Below are 16,108 nucleotides of genomic sequence, written 5' to 3'. Positions count from 1 at the left end.
GGTAACAGATTGGAATACTTGGCATTGACAAAGACCGGGGGATTTTTCTTGTTCGCGTGGATCGTAGAGATTATGGGCTACATCATGAGCGCGCTGTTCAAGTTTACAAGCCTGTTCGGTGTTCAGAACATTGGCTTGTCAATCATTTTGTTTACACTGGTCGTTAAGGTCCTGATGTTCCCGCTGACCATCAAACAGCAGAAGGCTTCCAAGCTGATGGCGGTGATGCAGCCGGAGATTCAGGCGATTCAGAATAAGTATAAGGGAAAAACAGACAATGACTCCATGATGAAAATGAACGTGGAGACAAAGGCTGTCTACGAGAAATACGGCACTTCCATGACAGGCGGATGCTTACAGCTGGCAATTCAGCTGCCGATCCTTCTGGCACTGTACCGGGTAATCTACAACATCCCGGCATATGTAGGTTCTGTAAAGACACACTTTATGAGCATCGTTTTCGCACTGACCGGAGTGTCAAATGCGGCTGACCTTGCAGACGGAGCGGGAGCTTCCCTTCTTCAGTTTGCAACGGAGCACGGTGTGAACTTAAAGGGTATGAATGCCATCGGCGATCTGACCGGAGTGACCGGAACGGCACTCGGCAACAAGATGGTTGATATTCTTTACAAGATGAACCCGAGCCAGTGGGGCGATTTAGCAGGTGCATTCCCGAATGCAGCAGACGTCATTCATGAAAATTATAAAGTTATTGAGGGAATGAACTCCTTCCTTGGCATCAACCTTGCAGCACAGCCGTTTGACGGAAGTTTTGTTCCGAATCTGGCGTGGATCATCCCGATCCTTGCAGGTCTGAGCCAGTACCTGAGCACAAAGCTGATGATGAACACAAACCCGACTTCTTCCGGTCAGGATGAGAATCAGGCAGCACAGATGATGAAGAGCATGAACGTAACCATGCCTCTGATGTCTGTCTTCTTCTGCTTCACTTTCCCGGCAGCAGTCGGCATCTACTGGGTAGCCAGCAGTGTGTTCCAGATTCTTCAGCAGCTCATTGTAAACAAGTATTTAAACAGCATGGATCTCGATCAGCTGATCGCAGAGAATGTTGCAAAGGCAAACAAGAAGCGTGAGAAGCAGGGGCTTCCGCCGCAGCAGATCAGCCAGAATGCGACTGCAAAGTTAAAGAACATGCAGATCGAGGCTGAGAAGGAAGAGAAGCAGCGTGCGCAGAAACTCGAGAAGAACGAGGAGCTGGTGAAGGAATCTACTGCTTATTACAATAAGGATGCAAAGCCTGGCAGCCTTGCGGCAAAAGCCGGAATGGTTGCGAAGTACAACGAGAAACACAGTAATAAATAAGGGGGAGGGACACAATGGAGGAGAAGATTACGGTTTCTGCCAAGACATTGGACGAGGCGATCACAAAGGCGCTGATCGAACTTCAGACGACGAGTGATCACCTTGACTATGAGGTGGTTCAGAAGGAAAGCTCAGGTCTTCTTGGATTATTTGCGAAACCCTGTGTGATTCGCGCCAGAGTGATGAGCGAGGCGGAAGAACAGACCCTGAAAGAGAAAGCTGCCAAGGCTGCCGAGGAAGAGGCGCGAAAGCTCAGAGAAGCTGAAAAGAAAGCGCAGATGGAACGGCAGACGGCAAAACCGGCAGCACCGGAGAGTCCGAAGAAGGCTGAGATGACGGCGGAGCCGGAGCGATCCGAGAAGCCGGAAACAGCAGAGCCGGAGAAGAAATTAAAGAGCTCTGCGAAGATCAATGAGGAAGCTGTCAAGACGGCAGCGAAGAACTTCCTGAGTCAGGTTTTTGACGCGATGGGAATGGAAGTTTCTGTTGAGGCGGAGTATGATCCGTCCGAGCGGGAACTGCGCGTGATGATGGAGGGCGGAGATATGGGAATTCTGATCGGAAAACGCGGTCAGACACTCGATTCCCTTCAGTATCTCGTGAGCCTTGTTGTGAATCGTGAGACAGAAGGCTATCTTCGTGTGAAGCTGGATACGGAGAACTACCGGGAGCGCAGAAAGGAAACGCTTGAGACGCTTGCCAAGAATATCTCTTACAAGGTAAAGCGCACGAAGCATCCGGTTGCACTCGAGCCGATGAATCCGTATGAGCGCAGAATCATTCATTCCGCTCTTCAGAATGACCGCTATGTTGTGACGCGAAGCGAGGGAGAAGATCCTTATCGCCATGTTGTGATTTCCTTGAAGAAGGAAGTTCCGTACAGCGGAAACAACACCCGCCGCGACCGCTATCCGTCGCGCCGTGACAAGAACAACACGGAGACGGCAGAGGGCAGAAAGGGCGGAAAGAAGCCTTATCGTTCTCATTCTCACTCTCGTTCCGGACAGAACGCGCAGAGTGCACAGAATACACAGAACGGTGGAGAGCAGGCTGCTCTTGCAGATGCGGAAGTTCTGGTAAAGACAGAGACCACGATTGTAGAAACCATAGCAACAGGTTCTGAGACAACAGAATCATAAGATCATAAGATCATTAGAAAAAACATCAGACGGTTTTTGGAAAAAACGGGGGTGTCTGGTAGTGGGTTTGACCACCGCCGGATGCCCCCGTTTGTATTGGATTCATTGGCGCTCCTTAGGCAAGGTAAAGTTATGCAAACGCGCTCTCGCTCTAGGTTTGCATAACTTTCCTGCCTTCGGAGCTTTCAACAAAGTTTCACTATTTATAGTATTTACAGAAAGAAATAACAGAAAGAGGCAGATATGGAGAAAGTTACCGATACGATCGCAGCGGTTGCCACGGCGATGAGCAGTTCCGGAATCGGAATCATCCGAATCAGTGGGCCGGAGGCGATTGAGGTTGCCGATCGGATTTTTAAGAGCCGGAGAGAGAAGTTTCGTCTGGCAGATGCAAAAACACACACGATTCATTATGGAATGGTGTATGATGGGGAGGAAGCGCTCGACGAGGTCCTTATGATGGTGATGCGGGGACCGCACAGCTACACGGCGGAGGATACGGTTGAGATCAACTGTCATGGCGGTGTTCTGGTTATGAAGCGGATTCTTGAGACTGTGATTCGAAACGGTGCCCGTCCGGCAGAGCCGGGAGAGTTTACAAAGCGTGCATTTTTAAATGGAAGAATGGATCTGTCCCAGGCGGAGGCAGTCATCGATGTCATCAATTCCCGCAGCGAGTATGCAATGCGTTCTTCTGTCAGCCAGCTTGGCGGATCGCTCTCAAGAAAGGTGAAAAAGCTCAGGGAGGATATTCTGTATCAGATTGCTTTCATTGAGTCAGCTCTCGATGATCCGGAGCATATCTCCCTTGACGGGTATGAGGAGAAGCTGAATGCACTCCTTATGCCGATGGTGTGTGAGATTGAGAAAATGCTGAGATCGGCGGACAACGGCAAACTGCTCTCAGAGGGAATCAAGACCGTCATTCTCGGAAAACCGAATGCCGGAAAATCTTCTCTGATGAACGTTCTCGTCGGCGAGGAGCGTGCAATTGTCACGGACATTGCCGGAACGACGAGGGATACGCTTGAGGAGCAGATCCGCCTCAGAGGAATCAGTCTCAACATCATTGACACGGCGGGAATCCGTGAGACAGAGGACCGCGTTGAGCAGATCGGTGTCAGCAGGGCGCGGGCAGCGGCGGACGAGGCAGACCTGATCATCTACGTCGTCGACGGTTCCCGTCCTCTCGATGAGAATGACCGGATGATCATTGATCTGATCCGCGACCGCAAGGCGATTGTTCTGCTGAATAAGTCTGACCTTGAGGCAAAGGTTTCAGAAGAAGAATTGTCAGAACTGACAGGCGGAAAGACGGTTCTTAGTGTGTCGGCGAGGGAGGAGACCGGAATCGATCGCCTCGAGCAGGAGATTGAGAAACTGTTTTATGAGGGAAATCTGGATTTCAATGATGAGATTCTGATCACGAATGTGCGCCATAAATCTGCTCTCGAGCAGGCGCTTGCATCTCTTCGCATGGTGCAGACAGGAATTGCCGACCAGATGCCGGAGGATTTCCTCACAATCGATCTGATGGATGCGTACCGTCAGCTCGGCACAATCATCGGAGAGGCTGTGGAGGATGATCTCGTCAATGAGATTTTCAGCAAGTTCTGTATGGGAAAATAAATCCCTCAATTACAAATATAGAAAGGCGTTAAGACAGAAATGAAATGTTTGGAAGAAAGCTATGATGTGGTCGTCGTAGGAGCCGGACATGCGGGGTGTGAGGCGGCACTTGCGTGCGCGCGTCTGGGACTTGAGACGATTGTGTTTACGGTCAGTGTGGACAGCATTGCACTGATGCCGTGCAATCCGAATGTCGGCGGAAGTTCAAAGGGACATCTCGTCCGTGAGCTCGATGCGCTCGGCGGAGAGATGGGAAAGAACATTGATGCGACCTTTATTCAGTCCAAGATGCTCAACGAGTCAAAGGGGCCGGCAGTCCACTCCCTGCGTGCCCAGGCGGATAAGCAGGAGTACAGCCGCCATATGCGTCAGACACTTGAAAACACCGATCATCTGACAATCCGTCAGGCGGAGGTATCTGAGCTGATTGTGGAGGATCATCGGATAACGGGAGTCAAGACATTTTCCGGAGCAATCTATCACGCGAAGGCAGTTGTGCTTGCGACAGGAACCTATCTGCGCGCACGCTGTATCTACGGAGAAGTCAGCAATGCGACGGGACCGAACGGACTTCAGGCAGCCAACCATCTGACGGACTCCCTGATTGCAAATGGAGTTGAGATGTTCCGCTTTAAGACCGGAACGCCGGCGCGTGTGGACAAGAGAAGCATTGATTTTTCAAAGATGGAGGAGCAGTTTGGAGATAAGAGAATCGTTCCGTTCTCATTTTCGACGGATCCGGAGTCTGTGCAGAAGGAGCAGGTATCCTGCTGGCTGACGTACACAAACGAGGAGACGCATCAGATCATCCGGGACAATCTCGACCGTTCTCCGCTGTTTTCCGGTGCGATCGAGGGCACAGGTCCGCGCTACTGCCCGTCGATTGAGGACAAGGTTGTGAAGTTTCCGGATAAGTCGCGCCATCAGGTCTTTGTGGAGCCGGAGGGACTCTACACGAATGAGATGTATCTCGGAGGAATGTCGAGCTCACTTCCGGAGGATGTGCAGTATGCGATGTACCGCACGGTTCCGGGTCTTGAGCACGTGAAGATTGTGAGAAATGCATATGCGATTGAGTACGACTGCATCAACTCCCGCCAGCTCAAGTCCTCCCTGGAATTCAAGGCGATTCACGGACTCTTCAGCGGTGGCCAGTTCAACGGAAGTTCCGGATATGAGGAGGCAGCGGTTCAGGGATTCATGGCAGGCGTCAACGCAGCAATGCAGGTGCTCGGACGGGAGCCGGTGATTCTTGACCGTTCTCAGGCGTACATCGGCGTTCTGATCGATGATCTTGTGACGAAGGAAAACCATGAGCCGTATCGGATGATGACCTCGCGCGCGGAGTACCGCCTGCTTTTAAGACAGGACAATGCAGATCTGCGTCTTCGCGGAATCGGCCATGAAATCGGTCTTGTCAGCGATGAGGAGTATGAGAGAGTCTGTCAGAAAGAGCGGGACATTGAGGCGGAGGTGGATCGCCTCGAGCACACGACAACCGGAGCAAACGAGAGGGTGCAGGCTTTCCTGCGCGCGCATGGAAGCACGGAGCTCAAGACAGGTGCGACGATGGCAGAACTCTTAAGACGGCCGGAGCTTGACTATTTCATGCTTGCCCAGATTGATCCGAAGCGCCCGGATCTTCCGCGCGATACCGCAGAACAGGTCAACATCAATGTGAAGTATGAGGGATACTTAAAGCGCCAGATGCAGCAGGTTGCACAGTTTAAGAAACTCGAGAGCAAGAGGCTCGATCCTGATTTTGATTACAGCACGGTCAACAGCCTGAGAATTGAGGCGGTACAGAAGCTGAATCTCTATAAACCGGCATCGATCGGCCAGGCATCCCGAATCTCCGGAGTTTCACCGGCGGACATCTCGGTTCTTCTGGTGCACTTGGAGCAGCTGCGTCACGGCGGTCACAGCAGCCATGACAGTCATGGAAAGAAACAGGAAAGCTAAGAGAGGATAAGGTAAGAGAGCCGGAATGGAAGAGATTTTTAGAGAAAAAATGGAAGTGGGAGTTTGGGAGGCAGGACTGGAATTATCTGAGAACCAGCTGGAACAGTTTTACCGCTACTATGAACTCCTTGTAGAGTGGAATAAGGTGATGAACCTGACCGGAATCACAGAGGTCGGGGATGTGGCGGAGAAACATTTTGTGGACAGTCTCGCTCTGGTGCGCGCCGTCAAGGAATCCGCGCTTGAGGGGGCGAAACTGATCGATGTGGGAACCGGAGCAGGATTTCCGGGACTGCCGCTCAAGATTGCGTTTCCGAAGTTAAAGGTGACGCTTCTCGATTCCCTGAACAAGCGAATCAAGTTCCTGAACGAGGTCATCGGTGAGCTTGGTCTTCAGGATATCGAGACAATTCACGGAAGAGCCGAGGATTTCGGAAAGAATCCACAGTACCGTGAGCAGTATGATTTCAGTGTATCGCGGGCAGTGGCAAATACGGCATCTCTTTCAGAGTACTGCCTGCCATTCGTAAAAGTGGGTGGACTTTTTGTGCCGTACAAGTCAGGAAAGATCGATGAGGAGCTGAAAGCCGGCGAGAAGGCGATTCAGGTGCTCGGCGGAAAAGTGGAAAACGTTGTGAGATTCACTCTTTCCGGTGCAGAAGCGGACAGAAGTCTTGTGGTGATTAAGAAGACGGAGAAGACGCCGAAACGCTTCCCGAGAAAAGCGGGAGTTCCGGCGAAGGAGCCAATTGCGTAACTGAATACAAAAGAATAGGGATTAAGGGGAAAACTTTTCCCCTTAATCCCTATTCTTTATCTTGCAGGTACAATCTCAATCCAGTATCCGTCCGGATCGCCGATAAAGTAGATTCCCATTGCCTCATTCTCAAAGCAGATGATTCCCATCTCTTTATGGCGGGCGTGAAGAGCCTCGAACTCATCGGTTGTGAAAGCGAGATGGAACTCACATTCTCCGAGATCGTAAGGTTCGGTGCGATCCTTAAGCCAGGTCAGCTCAAGCGTGAAATCAGAGCTTCCGTCGCCGAGGTAGACGAGCTTGAAGGAGCCGTCCTCAGCCGTCTTCTCTCTGACCGGAGTCAGATTCAGAGCTTCCTTGTAGAATGCAAGACTTCTTTCAAGATCGAGAACATTGAAGTTAAAGTGATTGAATCGGATCATTTTTGTAAGGTTTCCTTTCTCGTTTTTCTTTTCATTGTATCTGGAATGAGAAGAAAACTCAAGCGTTATATATATGAGTGCTTGTTTTCGTTTGAATTTTCACGTATAATAGGAAAATGGGATACATTTAGGAAAAATTTATTGAAATTCGAAGATAAAGGAGGGGATGGAATGAGACAGACAGAAACGGATGACAAGATTCAGGAAAAACAGGTCATTTTAATTGTAGATGATTCTGAGATGAATCGTGCGATCCTGACGGATATGCTTCAGGAAGATTATCGAACTCTGGAAGCAGAAAATGGAGTACAGGCAGTTGAACTCATCCGCAAATATTCTGATGCTATTGATCTGGTTCTTCTGGACATTACCATGCCGGAGATGGATGGTTTTGAGGTATTGGCAATCATGAATAAGTATCATCTGATTGACAATATTCCGGTCATCATGATTTCAGCAGAGCGGGCATCTTCTTATATGGAGCGCGCCTATGAACTTGGTGTGACGGATTACATCAGCCGTCCGTTTGACGCGCTGATTGTACGGCGCAGAGTAGAAAATACCCTGATGCTTTACGCAAAACAGAAACGTCTGGTAGGTCTTGTTGCGGATCAGGTTTATGAAAAAGAGCGAAATAACAGCATGATGGTGAATATTCTCAGCCATATCGTGGAATTCAGAAATGGCGAGAGCGGACTTCACGTCCTTCACATCAACACGATGACAGAGATTCTGCTTCAGCACCTTGTAGAAAAGACGGACAAGTATCCTCTGACGCAGGAGGATATCATCCGGATTTCCACGGCATCGGCACTTCACGATATTGGAAAGATCAGTATTCCGGATGAGATCATCAACAAACCGGGAAAGCTGACAAAAGAAGAATTTGAGATCATGAAAACACACTCGGCAGTCGGAGCTTCCATGCTGTCTGCAATCACGGCTTATCAGAATGAGCCGTTTGTGAAGACGGCATACGAGATCTGCCGCTGGCATCACGAGAGATACGACGGAAAGGGATACCCGGATGGACTTAAAGGGGATGAGATTCCGATTTCCGCGCAGATCGTTTCCCTCGCAGATGTGTATGATGCATTGACGAGTGAGCGATGCTACAAGAAGGCATTCTCGCATGAGACGGCAATCAACATGATTCTGAATGGAGAGTGCGGTGCGTTCAATCCGCTTCTGCTCGACTGTCTGCTGGAAGTCGCAGGGGATATTCAGAGAGAACTTGCTGTGAACTCTCCGGAGAGAGAATTCCAGGTGCATGAGACGGTAGAACAGATTCTCAAGCACAAAAAGCTTCATGGATATGGCTATTCGATCAACCAGATGAGAATTGAGCAGGCGAAAAAAGAATTCTTCTTCGAGCATGAGAGAACACTGGTCTTTGATTACAGCGAGCTGACCAATGTCATTCTGTTTTCAAACTGGGGAAGACGTCTCCTTGGGCTCAAGAAAAATCAGCTTGATCTCAGAAAAGAGTCTGCTCTCCTTCAGGATCAGGAGACATTTGAACAGGTGCAGGCGGAACTCGCAAAGACAACACCGGAGAATCCGGCGATCGATATAAAGATCAAGATTCATGCATTTGGCGAGTTGAAGGAGCACCGTCTTGTTGCGAGAACCTTGTGGTCTGACGGTGAGGAAGCACTCAGAGTCGGTGTGATTGGAAGAGCGGAAGAGGTATTCCGGCTGGATGAAAGGAGATAGGGAAAATGAATCTGAGAGAATGTTACGAAGCGATGGGAGCAGACTTTGATGCAGTTTTGTCTCGTCTTCGCAGCGAGGGATTGATTAAGAAATTCGTACTGAAATTTGTGGACGATCCGAGCTATTCACAGTTGGAGCAGACGATGCAGGCAGAAGACTACAAAGAGGCATTTCGCGCCGCACACACAATTAAGGGTGTCGCACAGAATATGGGATTTGATGGTCTTGCACATTCCTCTTCTGATCTGACCGAGTGTCTTCGCCCGGCAGGTGAGGATAAGGCGGTGGATCTTGCAGAGGCAGGACGCCTGTGGACTCAGGTTCAGGAGGATTACGCCCGCACGATCTCTGCAATCAAGGCGATGAATGAGTAAGAGTAATAAGTGAGGCTGAGTGCCATTAGGGCATTAAGAGAAAAAGCGATTTTTCTATCTGGTTGAGGGAATACCTCAGGCAGGATTGAAAAATCGCTTTTTTATTTCACAGTTTTATAGAAAATTGCGCCCTGTTCTGCAAAAATGCGTTCGGCAGAACTTAGTGGATGTAGGTGCGGATCAGCTCCACCAGCTCTTCCGGAGCCTCGAGCTGAGGAAGTCCCTTGGCACCCGGGATTAGTGCAGTCTCGATTGCGGAGTTGTATTCCTTGTATTCATTCAGGCGGTCTTCGATATGCTCGATTCCGCTGCCGCCGATGAGATATATACTGTTGTCAATCTTTTTGAGCGCATTGGCGATGTTGCAGCGCGTGTAATTGCAGCTTGTGCTCGCATACATGGACTTCGGAGAGGCGCCGAGGTGGGCGGATTCATAGTAGGCATCCACATATGCCGGTTTGACGGAGTATGGATTCTGGAAACCGGATTCCACGAAACGCTCATGGATGGCCTGACGGCTGTTGGCAATGTTGTAGAGCAGGGTTCCGATCATCGGGAGCTCGACAAGGAGTTTGTACATCTTTGAGATCTTTCCCGGCATCTGGCAGAAATCCTGTACACTCAACGGGTTGATAAACATCAGCTGGTCAAAGAGTTCCGGATTGTTGGCGCATGCCATGATCGGGATTGATGCGGATTCTCCGGTTGCGATGACGCTGGTGCGGTGGCCGATTACGGATTTGATGAAATCAGAGATCAGCTGAACGTAGAGGTAATTCGTGTAGGTCATGTTCGCCTTTTCCGAGCGGCCGCAGCCGAGAAGATCGATGGTGTATACCGTGTAGTCATTCTGGAGGGAAGAGACAATTCTGCTCCACTCATAGCCGCTTGCTCCGGCATTCAGATCGTGGATCAGAAGCAGAGGCATTCCGCTTCCGGCTTTTGTGTAATGGATATTTCCCAGGCGCCATTTAAAGCACAGGGAATTTGACTTATCATCCGTGAGAAGATTCTTTGATACCGCGGTAACTTTGATGATTTTATTGATAGCTGCGACGGAGGCAGCGGTGGTGGCAGACAGAATCAACAGGGTCAGTAATTTGTTTTTTGCCTTCATATAATTCCTCCTTGTTGCAGGCAAGATGCATTTGATCTGTTGATATTATAGTACAAATTATCGGGATAGACAATAAAAAGACAGAAAATTAGGAACAGACATACAGAGGAGTTTCACAGGAACGAATTATCAGACAACTACCGGGATGGATTTCATTTATTTTTATAGGAAAACAAAAAAAATTGTGTTATACTATTCCCCGTAAAAAAGAACGGGTTTCCGCGGAAAATACGAACCTTTCGGGCGGGACCCATGAGAGATACAATAAAAAGGATGCAGAATGGGTAGAATAATAGCGATTGCAAATCAGAAAGGCGGCGTGGGAAAGACGACCACGGCGATCAATCTTTCAGCGTGTCTGGCAGAGGCAGGACAGAAGGTTCTGTCTGTGGATTTTGATCCGCAGGGAAATGCTACGAGCGGACTGGGATTTGAGAAGGAAGAGATGGATAAAACCGTCTATGAGCTTTTGCTTGGAGACTGTGGACTGGATGCATGCATCTATCAGGAGGTACAGGAGAATCTTGACGTCATGCCGTCAGATATGAATCTGGCAGCGGCAGAAATTGAACTTCTTGACGTGAAGAACAAGGAGTCACTTCTGCGCACGGAGCTCAAAAAAATTTCGGACTCCTATGATTTTATCATCATTGACTGTCCGCCGTCCCTGAACATTTTGACGATCAATGCACTGACTGCGGCAGACACAGTGCTGGTTCCGATTCAGTGCGAGTACTATGCGCTTGAGGGCTTAAGCCAGATTCTTCAGACGGTGGAGATGGTAAAGAAACGTCTGAATCCGAGTCTGGAGCTGGAGGGCGTGGTGTTCACGATGTACGATGCGAGAACAAATCTCTCTCTTGAGGTGGTGGAGAATGTAAAGAAGCATCTCAATGAGACGATTTATAAGACCATTATTCCGCGGAATGTGAGACTGGCGGAGGCTCCGAGCCACGGCATGCCGATCAATCTTTATGACTCACGTTCAAGCGGTGCGGAGAGCTATCGGATGCTCGCTTCAGAAGTAATCAACAGAGGGGGAGAGGAATGAGGAGAAGCAGAAAAGGACTTGGAAGAGGACTTGGTGCATTTTTCGGTGAGGAAGTTGTAGATGAGGTTTCCGGAAAGAGCGCAGATACTTTGGAAGGTCAGAAAGAACTCTTCGTCAAGGTGACGGAGATCGAGCCGAATCCGGATCAGCCAAGAAAATATTTTGATGAGGCGCAGCTCAATGAGCTGGCAGAATCCATCAGGCAGTATGGAGTTCTTCAGCCGCTGCTTGTCCAGAAGAAGAGAGACCACTATGAGATTGTCGCAGGAGAGCGCAGATGGCGCGCGGCGAGAATCGCAGAGGTTGAGAAGATTCCGGTGATCGTCCGTGAGTTCAGTGCACAGGAGGCGATGGAGATTGCCCTGATCGAGAACCTTCAGAGAGAAGACCTTGACCCGATTGAGGAGGCAAAGGCGTATGAGCGTCTGATGCTTGAATTCCGCATGACACAGGGTGAGATCGCAAAGCGCGTATCGAAGAGCAGAACGGTCATCACAAACAGTGTTCGTCTGCTTTACCTGAATCCGGAAGTCCAGAAGATGGTATCGGAGAAGCGGATTACGAGCGGTCATGCACGTGCAATCTTAAGCCTTCAGGATCAGGATCAGCAGCTTGAACTGGCAAAGATCGTGGAGAGGGACCACCTCAATGTCCGTGAGGTCGAGAGAGCAGTAAAGACATTCGGAAAAGAGAAAAAGGAAGAGACGAAGGCACCGGAGACTGTGCAAGAGAAGGTCGCTGAGCAAATGGCAGAAAATCCAGATCAGAAACCTCTCAATGTGAGAGAAGATGAGCAGATTGCGATGGTTTATCAGGATCTTGAAGAACGCATGAAAGAGATCCTCGGAACTCAGGTCATCATCAGCCGCAAGGACAACAACCGGGGAAAAATCGAGATTCCGTACTATTCACAGTCTGAACTTGAACGGATCATTGAGCTGATCGAATCCATCCGGTAAGATTAAGTTATGGGTGGGTTTGTTGGCAAAGATACACAGAAATAGATAGGAGTGGAATACAGAATGGAAGGAAGCATTCTCAATAATCTTGGGATTGATCCGTTTTATATTATTCTGGCGCTGGCAGTTCTGAATCTGATTCTTCTGATTGTTGTATTTATCGGAGTTTTGAAGATGCAGCAGCTCTACCGCGGATACGATTATTTTATGAGAGGAAAAGATGCGGAGTCCTTGGAGGAGCTGATTTCCGAGCAGATGGATGAGATTCTTGAGCTGCGCTCTCAGGATCGCGCGAATAAGGATGCGATCCGCACGGCAAATAAGAACAGCCGGGCAGCTTTTCAGAAGATTGGAATTGTAAAATACAATGCATTTCAGGGGATGGGCGGGAATTTGAGTTTTGCTCTCGCCATCCTCGACTATACCAACACCGGATTTGTCATCAATTCGGTTCACAGCCGGGAGGGATGTTACCTCTACTTAAAGGAAGTGGACCGCGGTGAGACGGAAGTTCTTCTCGGAAATGAGGAGAAAGAGGCGTTGGAGCAGGCACTCGGATATAAAGAGCGGGAACAGTAAAGAAGAATAAAGGGATAAGATAAAGGAGAGTCCGGGAAGCCGGACTTTTTCTTGTATGTATAGATGTATTTTTTTTAAAAATAGAAAAAAACTTGAAAAGACATATTGACAATTATTTAACGATCGGATATAATGCATATAGAATCAAGTTGTTAAAAAAATATCAAACAGATAACGCGTTAACAAACCTAACATCGATTCATCGATTATGAGACACAGACATTAAGACATTGAGTTAGAGAATAACATTTTTGGAGGAGAATCAAGATGGCAAAGAAAGAAGAAGTAGTAACTTCCGGAATCATTGACAACGTGGAAGCTCTGGAAGCCAAGATGAAAGCAATGCGCGAGGCGCAGAAGATATTTGCTACCTATACTCAGGAGCAGGTAGATGAGATTTTCTACCGTGCAGCTCTGGCAGCGAACAAGATGAGAATCCCGCTGGCAAAGATGGCTGTGGAAGAGACCGGAATGGGTATCGTAGAAGATAAGGTCATCAAGAACAACTACGCAGCAGAGTATATCTACAATGCTTACAAGAATACGAAGACCTGCGGAGTCATCGAGGAAGATAAGGCATACGGCATCAAGAAGATCGCAGAGCCGATCGGTCTGGTTGCAGCCGTTATCCCGACCACGAACCCGACTTCTACCGCAATCTTCAAGACGCTGATCTGCTTGAAGACAAGAAATGCCATCATCATTTCCCCGCATCCGCGTGCTAAGGCATCCACGATTGCAGCAGCTAAGGTTGTTTTGGATGCAGCTGTTAAGGCAGGAGCACCGGAGGGAATCATCGGATGGATCGATGTTCCGTCTCTGGAACTGACCAACACTGTTATGAAGGATGCAGACATCATCCTCGCAACAGGCGGCCCGGGAATGGTTAAGGCAGCTTACTCCTCCGGAAAACCGGCACTCGGCGTAGGCGCAGGAAACACTCCGGCAATCATCGATGATACCGCTGATATCAAGCTGGCAGTAAACTCCATCATCCATTCCAAGACCTTTGATAATGGTATGATCTGTGCATCTGAGCAGTCCGTAACCGTTCTGGCTCCGGTGTACGAGGAAGTCAAGAAAGAATTCATCTACCGCGGATGTTACTTCTTAAAGCCGGATGAGCTTGAGAAGGTAAGAAAGACCATCATCATCAACGGCGCACTGAATGCAAAGATCGTTGGCCAGAAGGCACACACGATTGCAAAACTTGCAGGCGTTGATGTTCCGGAAGATACCAAGATCCTGATCGGTGAGGTTGAGTCCGTAGAGCTGAGCGAGGAATTCGCACATGAGAAGCTGTCTCCGGTTCTGGCTATGTACAAGGCACAGACCTTCGACGAGGCAATTGCAAAGGCAGAGCGTCTCGTAGCAGACGGCGGTTACGGTCATACTTCTTCCCTGTATGTCAATGTCAATGAGAAAGAGAAACTGGCAAAGCATGCAGCAGCAATGAAGACCTGCCGTATCCTCGTAAATACCCCGTCTTCTCAGGGTGGTATCGGTGACATCTACAACTTCAAACTTGCTCCGTCTCTGACACTTGGATGCGGTTCCTGGGGCGGCAACTCCGTTTCCGAGAACGTTGGTGTAAAACACCTGATCAATATCAAGACTGTGGCTGAGAGGAGAGAGAACATGCTGTGGTTCCGTGCACCTGAGAAGGTATACTTCAAGAAAGGCTGTATGCCGGTCGCATTAAGCGAGCTGAAAGACGTACTTGGCAAGAAGAGAGCTTTCATCGTAACCGACTCCTTCTTATACATGAATGGCTATACCAAGCCGATCACCGACAAGCTGGATGAGATGGGTATCGTATACCAGTGCTTCTCCGATGTACAGCCGGATCCGACCCTGGCAAATGCACAGGCAGGTGCAAAGGCAATGACCGCATTCAAGCCGGATGTCATCATCGCACTCGGCGGTGGTTCCGCAATGGATGCCGGAAAGATCATGTGGGTAATGTACGAGCATCCGGAAGTAGATTTCCAGGATATGGCAATGCGCTTCATGGATATCCGCAAGCGTGTATACACCTTCCCGAAGATGGGTGAGAAGGCATACTTCGTAGCAATCCCGACCTCTTCCGGTACCGGTTCTGAGGTGACTTCCTTCGCAGTTATCACCGATCAGGAGACCGGAATCAAGTATCCGCTGGCTGACTACGAGCTGCTCCCGGATATGTCCATCGTCGATGCAGACAACATGATGAGCCAGCCGAAGGGTCTGACGAGTGCATCCGGTGTCGATGTTCTGGTACACGCACTCGAGGCTTACGTTTCCGTGATGGCAAGCGACTACACTGACGGTCTTGCACTCAAGGCAATGAAGAACGTATTTGAGTATCTCCCGCGTGCTTACAACAACGGAAACGATGTTGAGGCAAGATGCAAGATGGCAGATGCTTCCTGCATGGCTGGTATGGCATTCAACAACGCCTTCCTCGGAGTATGTCACTCCATGGCACACAAACTGGGTGCATTCCATCACATCCCGCACGGTATCGCAAATGCGCTGATGCTTGAGCTGGTAATTGCTTACAACGCAGCTGAGGTTCCGAGAAAGATGGGTACCTTCCCGCAGTACGAGTATCCGCATACCCGCGCAAGATACGCAGAGTGCGCTCGTTTCGTAGGCATTCAGGCAAAGAATGATGAGGAAGCTGTAAACAAGCTGATCGAGAAGATCCATGCTCTCAAAGAGGCTGTCGGCGTGAAGAAGACAATCGCAGACTACGGCGTAGACGAGAAGTACTTCCTCGATACTCTGGACGCAATGACCGAGCAGGCATTCGATGACCAGTGTACTGGTGCGAACCCGAGATACCCGCTGATGAGCGAGATCAAGGAGATGTACCTGAAGGCTTACTACGGAAAATAAATTCTCACGTTACGGTATACGGGTGGGAATGAGAGAAGTTTTAATCACCACTTGCAATTTCACAAATAATTCGGTATAATCCAACAACATAAGAGCAGAGGCGGAGCATTCGATGGCGAATATCGTGATCGGGTGCTCCGCATTTTTTGTATGATAGGAAATTGCGTCCTATCATACAAAAAATGCTCCGCAAGGATGCG

The 16,108-nt window shown here is 49.2% G+C and carries 12 protein-coding genes and 1 pseudogene; 11 read left to right on the top strand and 2 right to left on the bottom strand.

Features of this window, described 5'->3' with window-relative positions; genetic code table 11:
- Positions 1-9 precede the first annotated feature (9 nt).
- The 5 genes and pseudogenes from ACR0QE_RS08590 to rsmG all read left to right on the top strand — a co-directional run bounded on the left by ACR0QE_RS08590 (position 10) and on the right by rsmG (position 6,810).
- Positions 10-1,323, top strand: a complete 1,314-nt coding sequence (locus tag ACR0QE_RS08590; RefSeq protein WP_432627957.1) for a YidC/Oxa1 family membrane protein insertase — start codon at positions 10-12, stop codon at positions 1,321-1,323.
- Between the two features lie 14 nt (positions 1,324-1,337).
- A pseudogene (jag, locus tag ACR0QE_RS08585) lies at positions 1,338-2,183 on the top strand (RNA-binding cell elongation regulator Jag/EloR); the annotation flags it as partial.
- A gap of 522 nt (positions 2,184-2,705) precedes the next feature.
- Positions 2,706-4,091: a tRNA uridine-5-carboxymethylaminomethyl(34) synthesis GTPase MnmE gene (mnmE, locus tag ACR0QE_RS08580; RefSeq protein WP_432627956.1), complete on the top strand. Its 1,386-nt coding sequence runs from the start codon at positions 2,706-2,708 to the stop codon at positions 4,089-4,091.
- 39 nt (positions 4,092-4,130) lie between these two features.
- A complete protein-coding gene (gene mnmG, locus ACR0QE_RS08575; RefSeq protein ID WP_432627955.1) occupies positions 4,131-6,053 on the top strand; it encodes a tRNA uridine-5-carboxymethylaminomethyl(34) synthesis enzyme MnmG in 1,923 nt (640 codons plus the stop codon).
- Positions 6,054-6,078: 25 nt separating this feature from the next.
- Positions 6,079-6,810, top strand: a complete 732-nt coding sequence (gene rsmG, locus ACR0QE_RS08570) for a 16S rRNA (guanine(527)-N(7))-methyltransferase RsmG (RefSeq protein WP_432627954.1) — start codon at positions 6,079-6,081, stop codon at positions 6,808-6,810.
- Positions 6,811-6,866: 56 nt separating this feature from the next.
- Here the strand turns inward: rsmG and ACR0QE_RS08565 are convergent, their stop codons facing one another.
- Positions 6,867-7,232 carry a VOC family protein gene (locus tag ACR0QE_RS08565; RefSeq protein WP_432627953.1) on the bottom strand — a complete coding sequence of 122 codons (366 nt, stop codon included), beginning with the start codon at positions 7,230-7,232 and terminating at the stop codon, positions 6,867-6,869.
- 171 nt (positions 7,233-7,403) lie between these two features.
- Here ACR0QE_RS08565 and ACR0QE_RS08560 point away from each other — a divergent pair, with 171 nt between their 5' ends.
- Positions 7,404-8,948: an HD domain-containing phosphohydrolase gene (locus tag ACR0QE_RS08560; RefSeq protein WP_432627952.1), complete on the top strand. Its 1,545-nt coding sequence runs from the start codon at positions 7,404-7,406 to the stop codon at positions 8,946-8,948.
- Between the two features lie 5 nt (positions 8,949-8,953).
- Complete coding sequence (locus tag ACR0QE_RS08555) at positions 8,954-9,322, top strand: Hpt domain-containing protein (RefSeq protein WP_432627951.1); 369 nt, start codon at positions 8,954-8,956, stop codon at positions 9,320-9,322.
- A 160-nt stretch (positions 9,323-9,482) separates the two neighbouring features.
- On the opposite strand, the gene ACR0QE_RS08550 is transcribed toward ACR0QE_RS08555, so the two are convergent.
- On the bottom strand, positions 9,483-10,439 hold the full coding sequence (locus ACR0QE_RS08550) for an alpha/beta fold hydrolase (RefSeq protein ID WP_432627950.1): 957 nt from the start codon (positions 10,437-10,439) through the stop codon (positions 9,483-9,485).
- 280 nt (positions 10,440-10,719) lie between these two features.
- Between ACR0QE_RS08550 and ACR0QE_RS08545 the strand changes: the two genes are divergently transcribed.
- The 4 genes from ACR0QE_RS08545 (at position 10,720) to adhE (ending at position 15,908) form a co-directional block, all read left to right on the top strand.
- Complete coding sequence (locus ACR0QE_RS08545; protein ID WP_432627949.1) at positions 10,720-11,490, top strand: ParA family protein; 771 nt, start codon at positions 10,720-10,722, stop codon at positions 11,488-11,490.
- On the top strand, positions 11,487-12,449 hold the full coding sequence (locus tag ACR0QE_RS08540) for a ParB/RepB/Spo0J family partition protein (RefSeq protein ID WP_432627948.1): 963 nt from the start codon (positions 11,487-11,489) through the stop codon (positions 12,447-12,449). The genes ACR0QE_RS08545 and ACR0QE_RS08540 overlap by 4 nt, the downstream gene beginning before the upstream one ends.
- 63 nt (positions 12,450-12,512) lie before the next feature.
- On the top strand, positions 12,513-13,028 hold the full coding sequence (locus ACR0QE_RS08535; RefSeq protein ID WP_432627947.1) for a DUF4446 family protein: 516 nt from the start codon (positions 12,513-12,515) through the stop codon (positions 13,026-13,028).
- 267 nt (positions 13,029-13,295) lie between these two features.
- Positions 13,296-15,908 carry a bifunctional acetaldehyde-CoA/alcohol dehydrogenase gene (gene adhE / locus ACR0QE_RS08530; protein WP_432627946.1) on the top strand — a complete coding sequence of 871 codons (2,613 nt, stop codon included), beginning with the start codon at positions 13,296-13,298 and terminating at the stop codon, positions 15,906-15,908.
- The last annotated feature ends 200 nt before the right edge of the window (positions 15,909-16,108 follow it).

The organism is Brotaphodocola sp. (genome assembly GCF_050873065.1).
In the GTDB taxonomy this organism is placed as follows: Bacteria; Bacillota; Clostridia; order Lachnospirales; family Lachnospiraceae; genus Brotaphodocola.
Note: the sequence above shows the minus strand (reverse complement) of the source record. Positions and strands in the feature narration are given on the sequence as shown.

What these genes read in the sequence shown, in the direction of transcription:
- ACR0QE_RS08565 (WP_432627953.1), bottom strand. Translation starts at nt 7,232, where the DNA reads ATGATCCGATTCAATCACTTTAACTTCAATGTTCTCGATCTTGAAAGA.
- rsmG (WP_432627954.1), top strand. Translation starts at nt 6,079, where the DNA reads ATGGAAGAGATTTTTAGAGAAAAAATGGAAGTGGGAGTTTGGGAGGCA.
- ACR0QE_RS08550 (WP_432627950.1), bottom strand. Translation starts at nt 10,439, where the DNA reads ATGAAGGCAAAAAACAAATTACTGACCCTGTTGATTCTGTCTGCCACC.
- adhE (WP_432627946.1), top strand. Translation starts at nt 13,296, where the DNA reads ATGGCAAAGAAAGAAGAAGTAGTAACTTCCGGAATCATTGACAACGTG.
- mnmE (WP_432627956.1), top strand. Translation starts at nt 2,706, where the DNA reads ATGGAGAAAGTTACCGATACGATCGCAGCGGTTGCCACGGCGATGAGC.
- mnmG (WP_432627955.1), top strand. Translation starts at nt 4,131, where the DNA reads ATGAAATGTTTGGAAGAAAGCTATGATGTGGTCGTCGTAGGAGCCGGA.
- ACR0QE_RS08560 (WP_432627952.1), top strand. Translation starts at nt 7,404, where the DNA reads ATGAGACAGACAGAAACGGATGACAAGATTCAGGAAAAACAGGTCATT.
- ACR0QE_RS08555 (WP_432627951.1), top strand. Translation starts at nt 8,954, where the DNA reads ATGAATCTGAGAGAATGTTACGAAGCGATGGGAGCAGACTTTGATGCA.
- ACR0QE_RS08535 (WP_432627947.1), top strand. Translation starts at nt 12,513, where the DNA reads ATGGAAGGAAGCATTCTCAATAATCTTGGGATTGATCCGTTTTATATT.
- ACR0QE_RS08540 (WP_432627948.1), top strand. Translation starts at nt 11,487, where the DNA reads ATGAGGAGAAGCAGAAAAGGACTTGGAAGAGGACTTGGTGCATTTTTC.
- ACR0QE_RS08545 (WP_432627949.1), top strand. Translation starts at nt 10,720, where the DNA reads ATGGGTAGAATAATAGCGATTGCAAATCAGAAAGGCGGCGTGGGAAAG.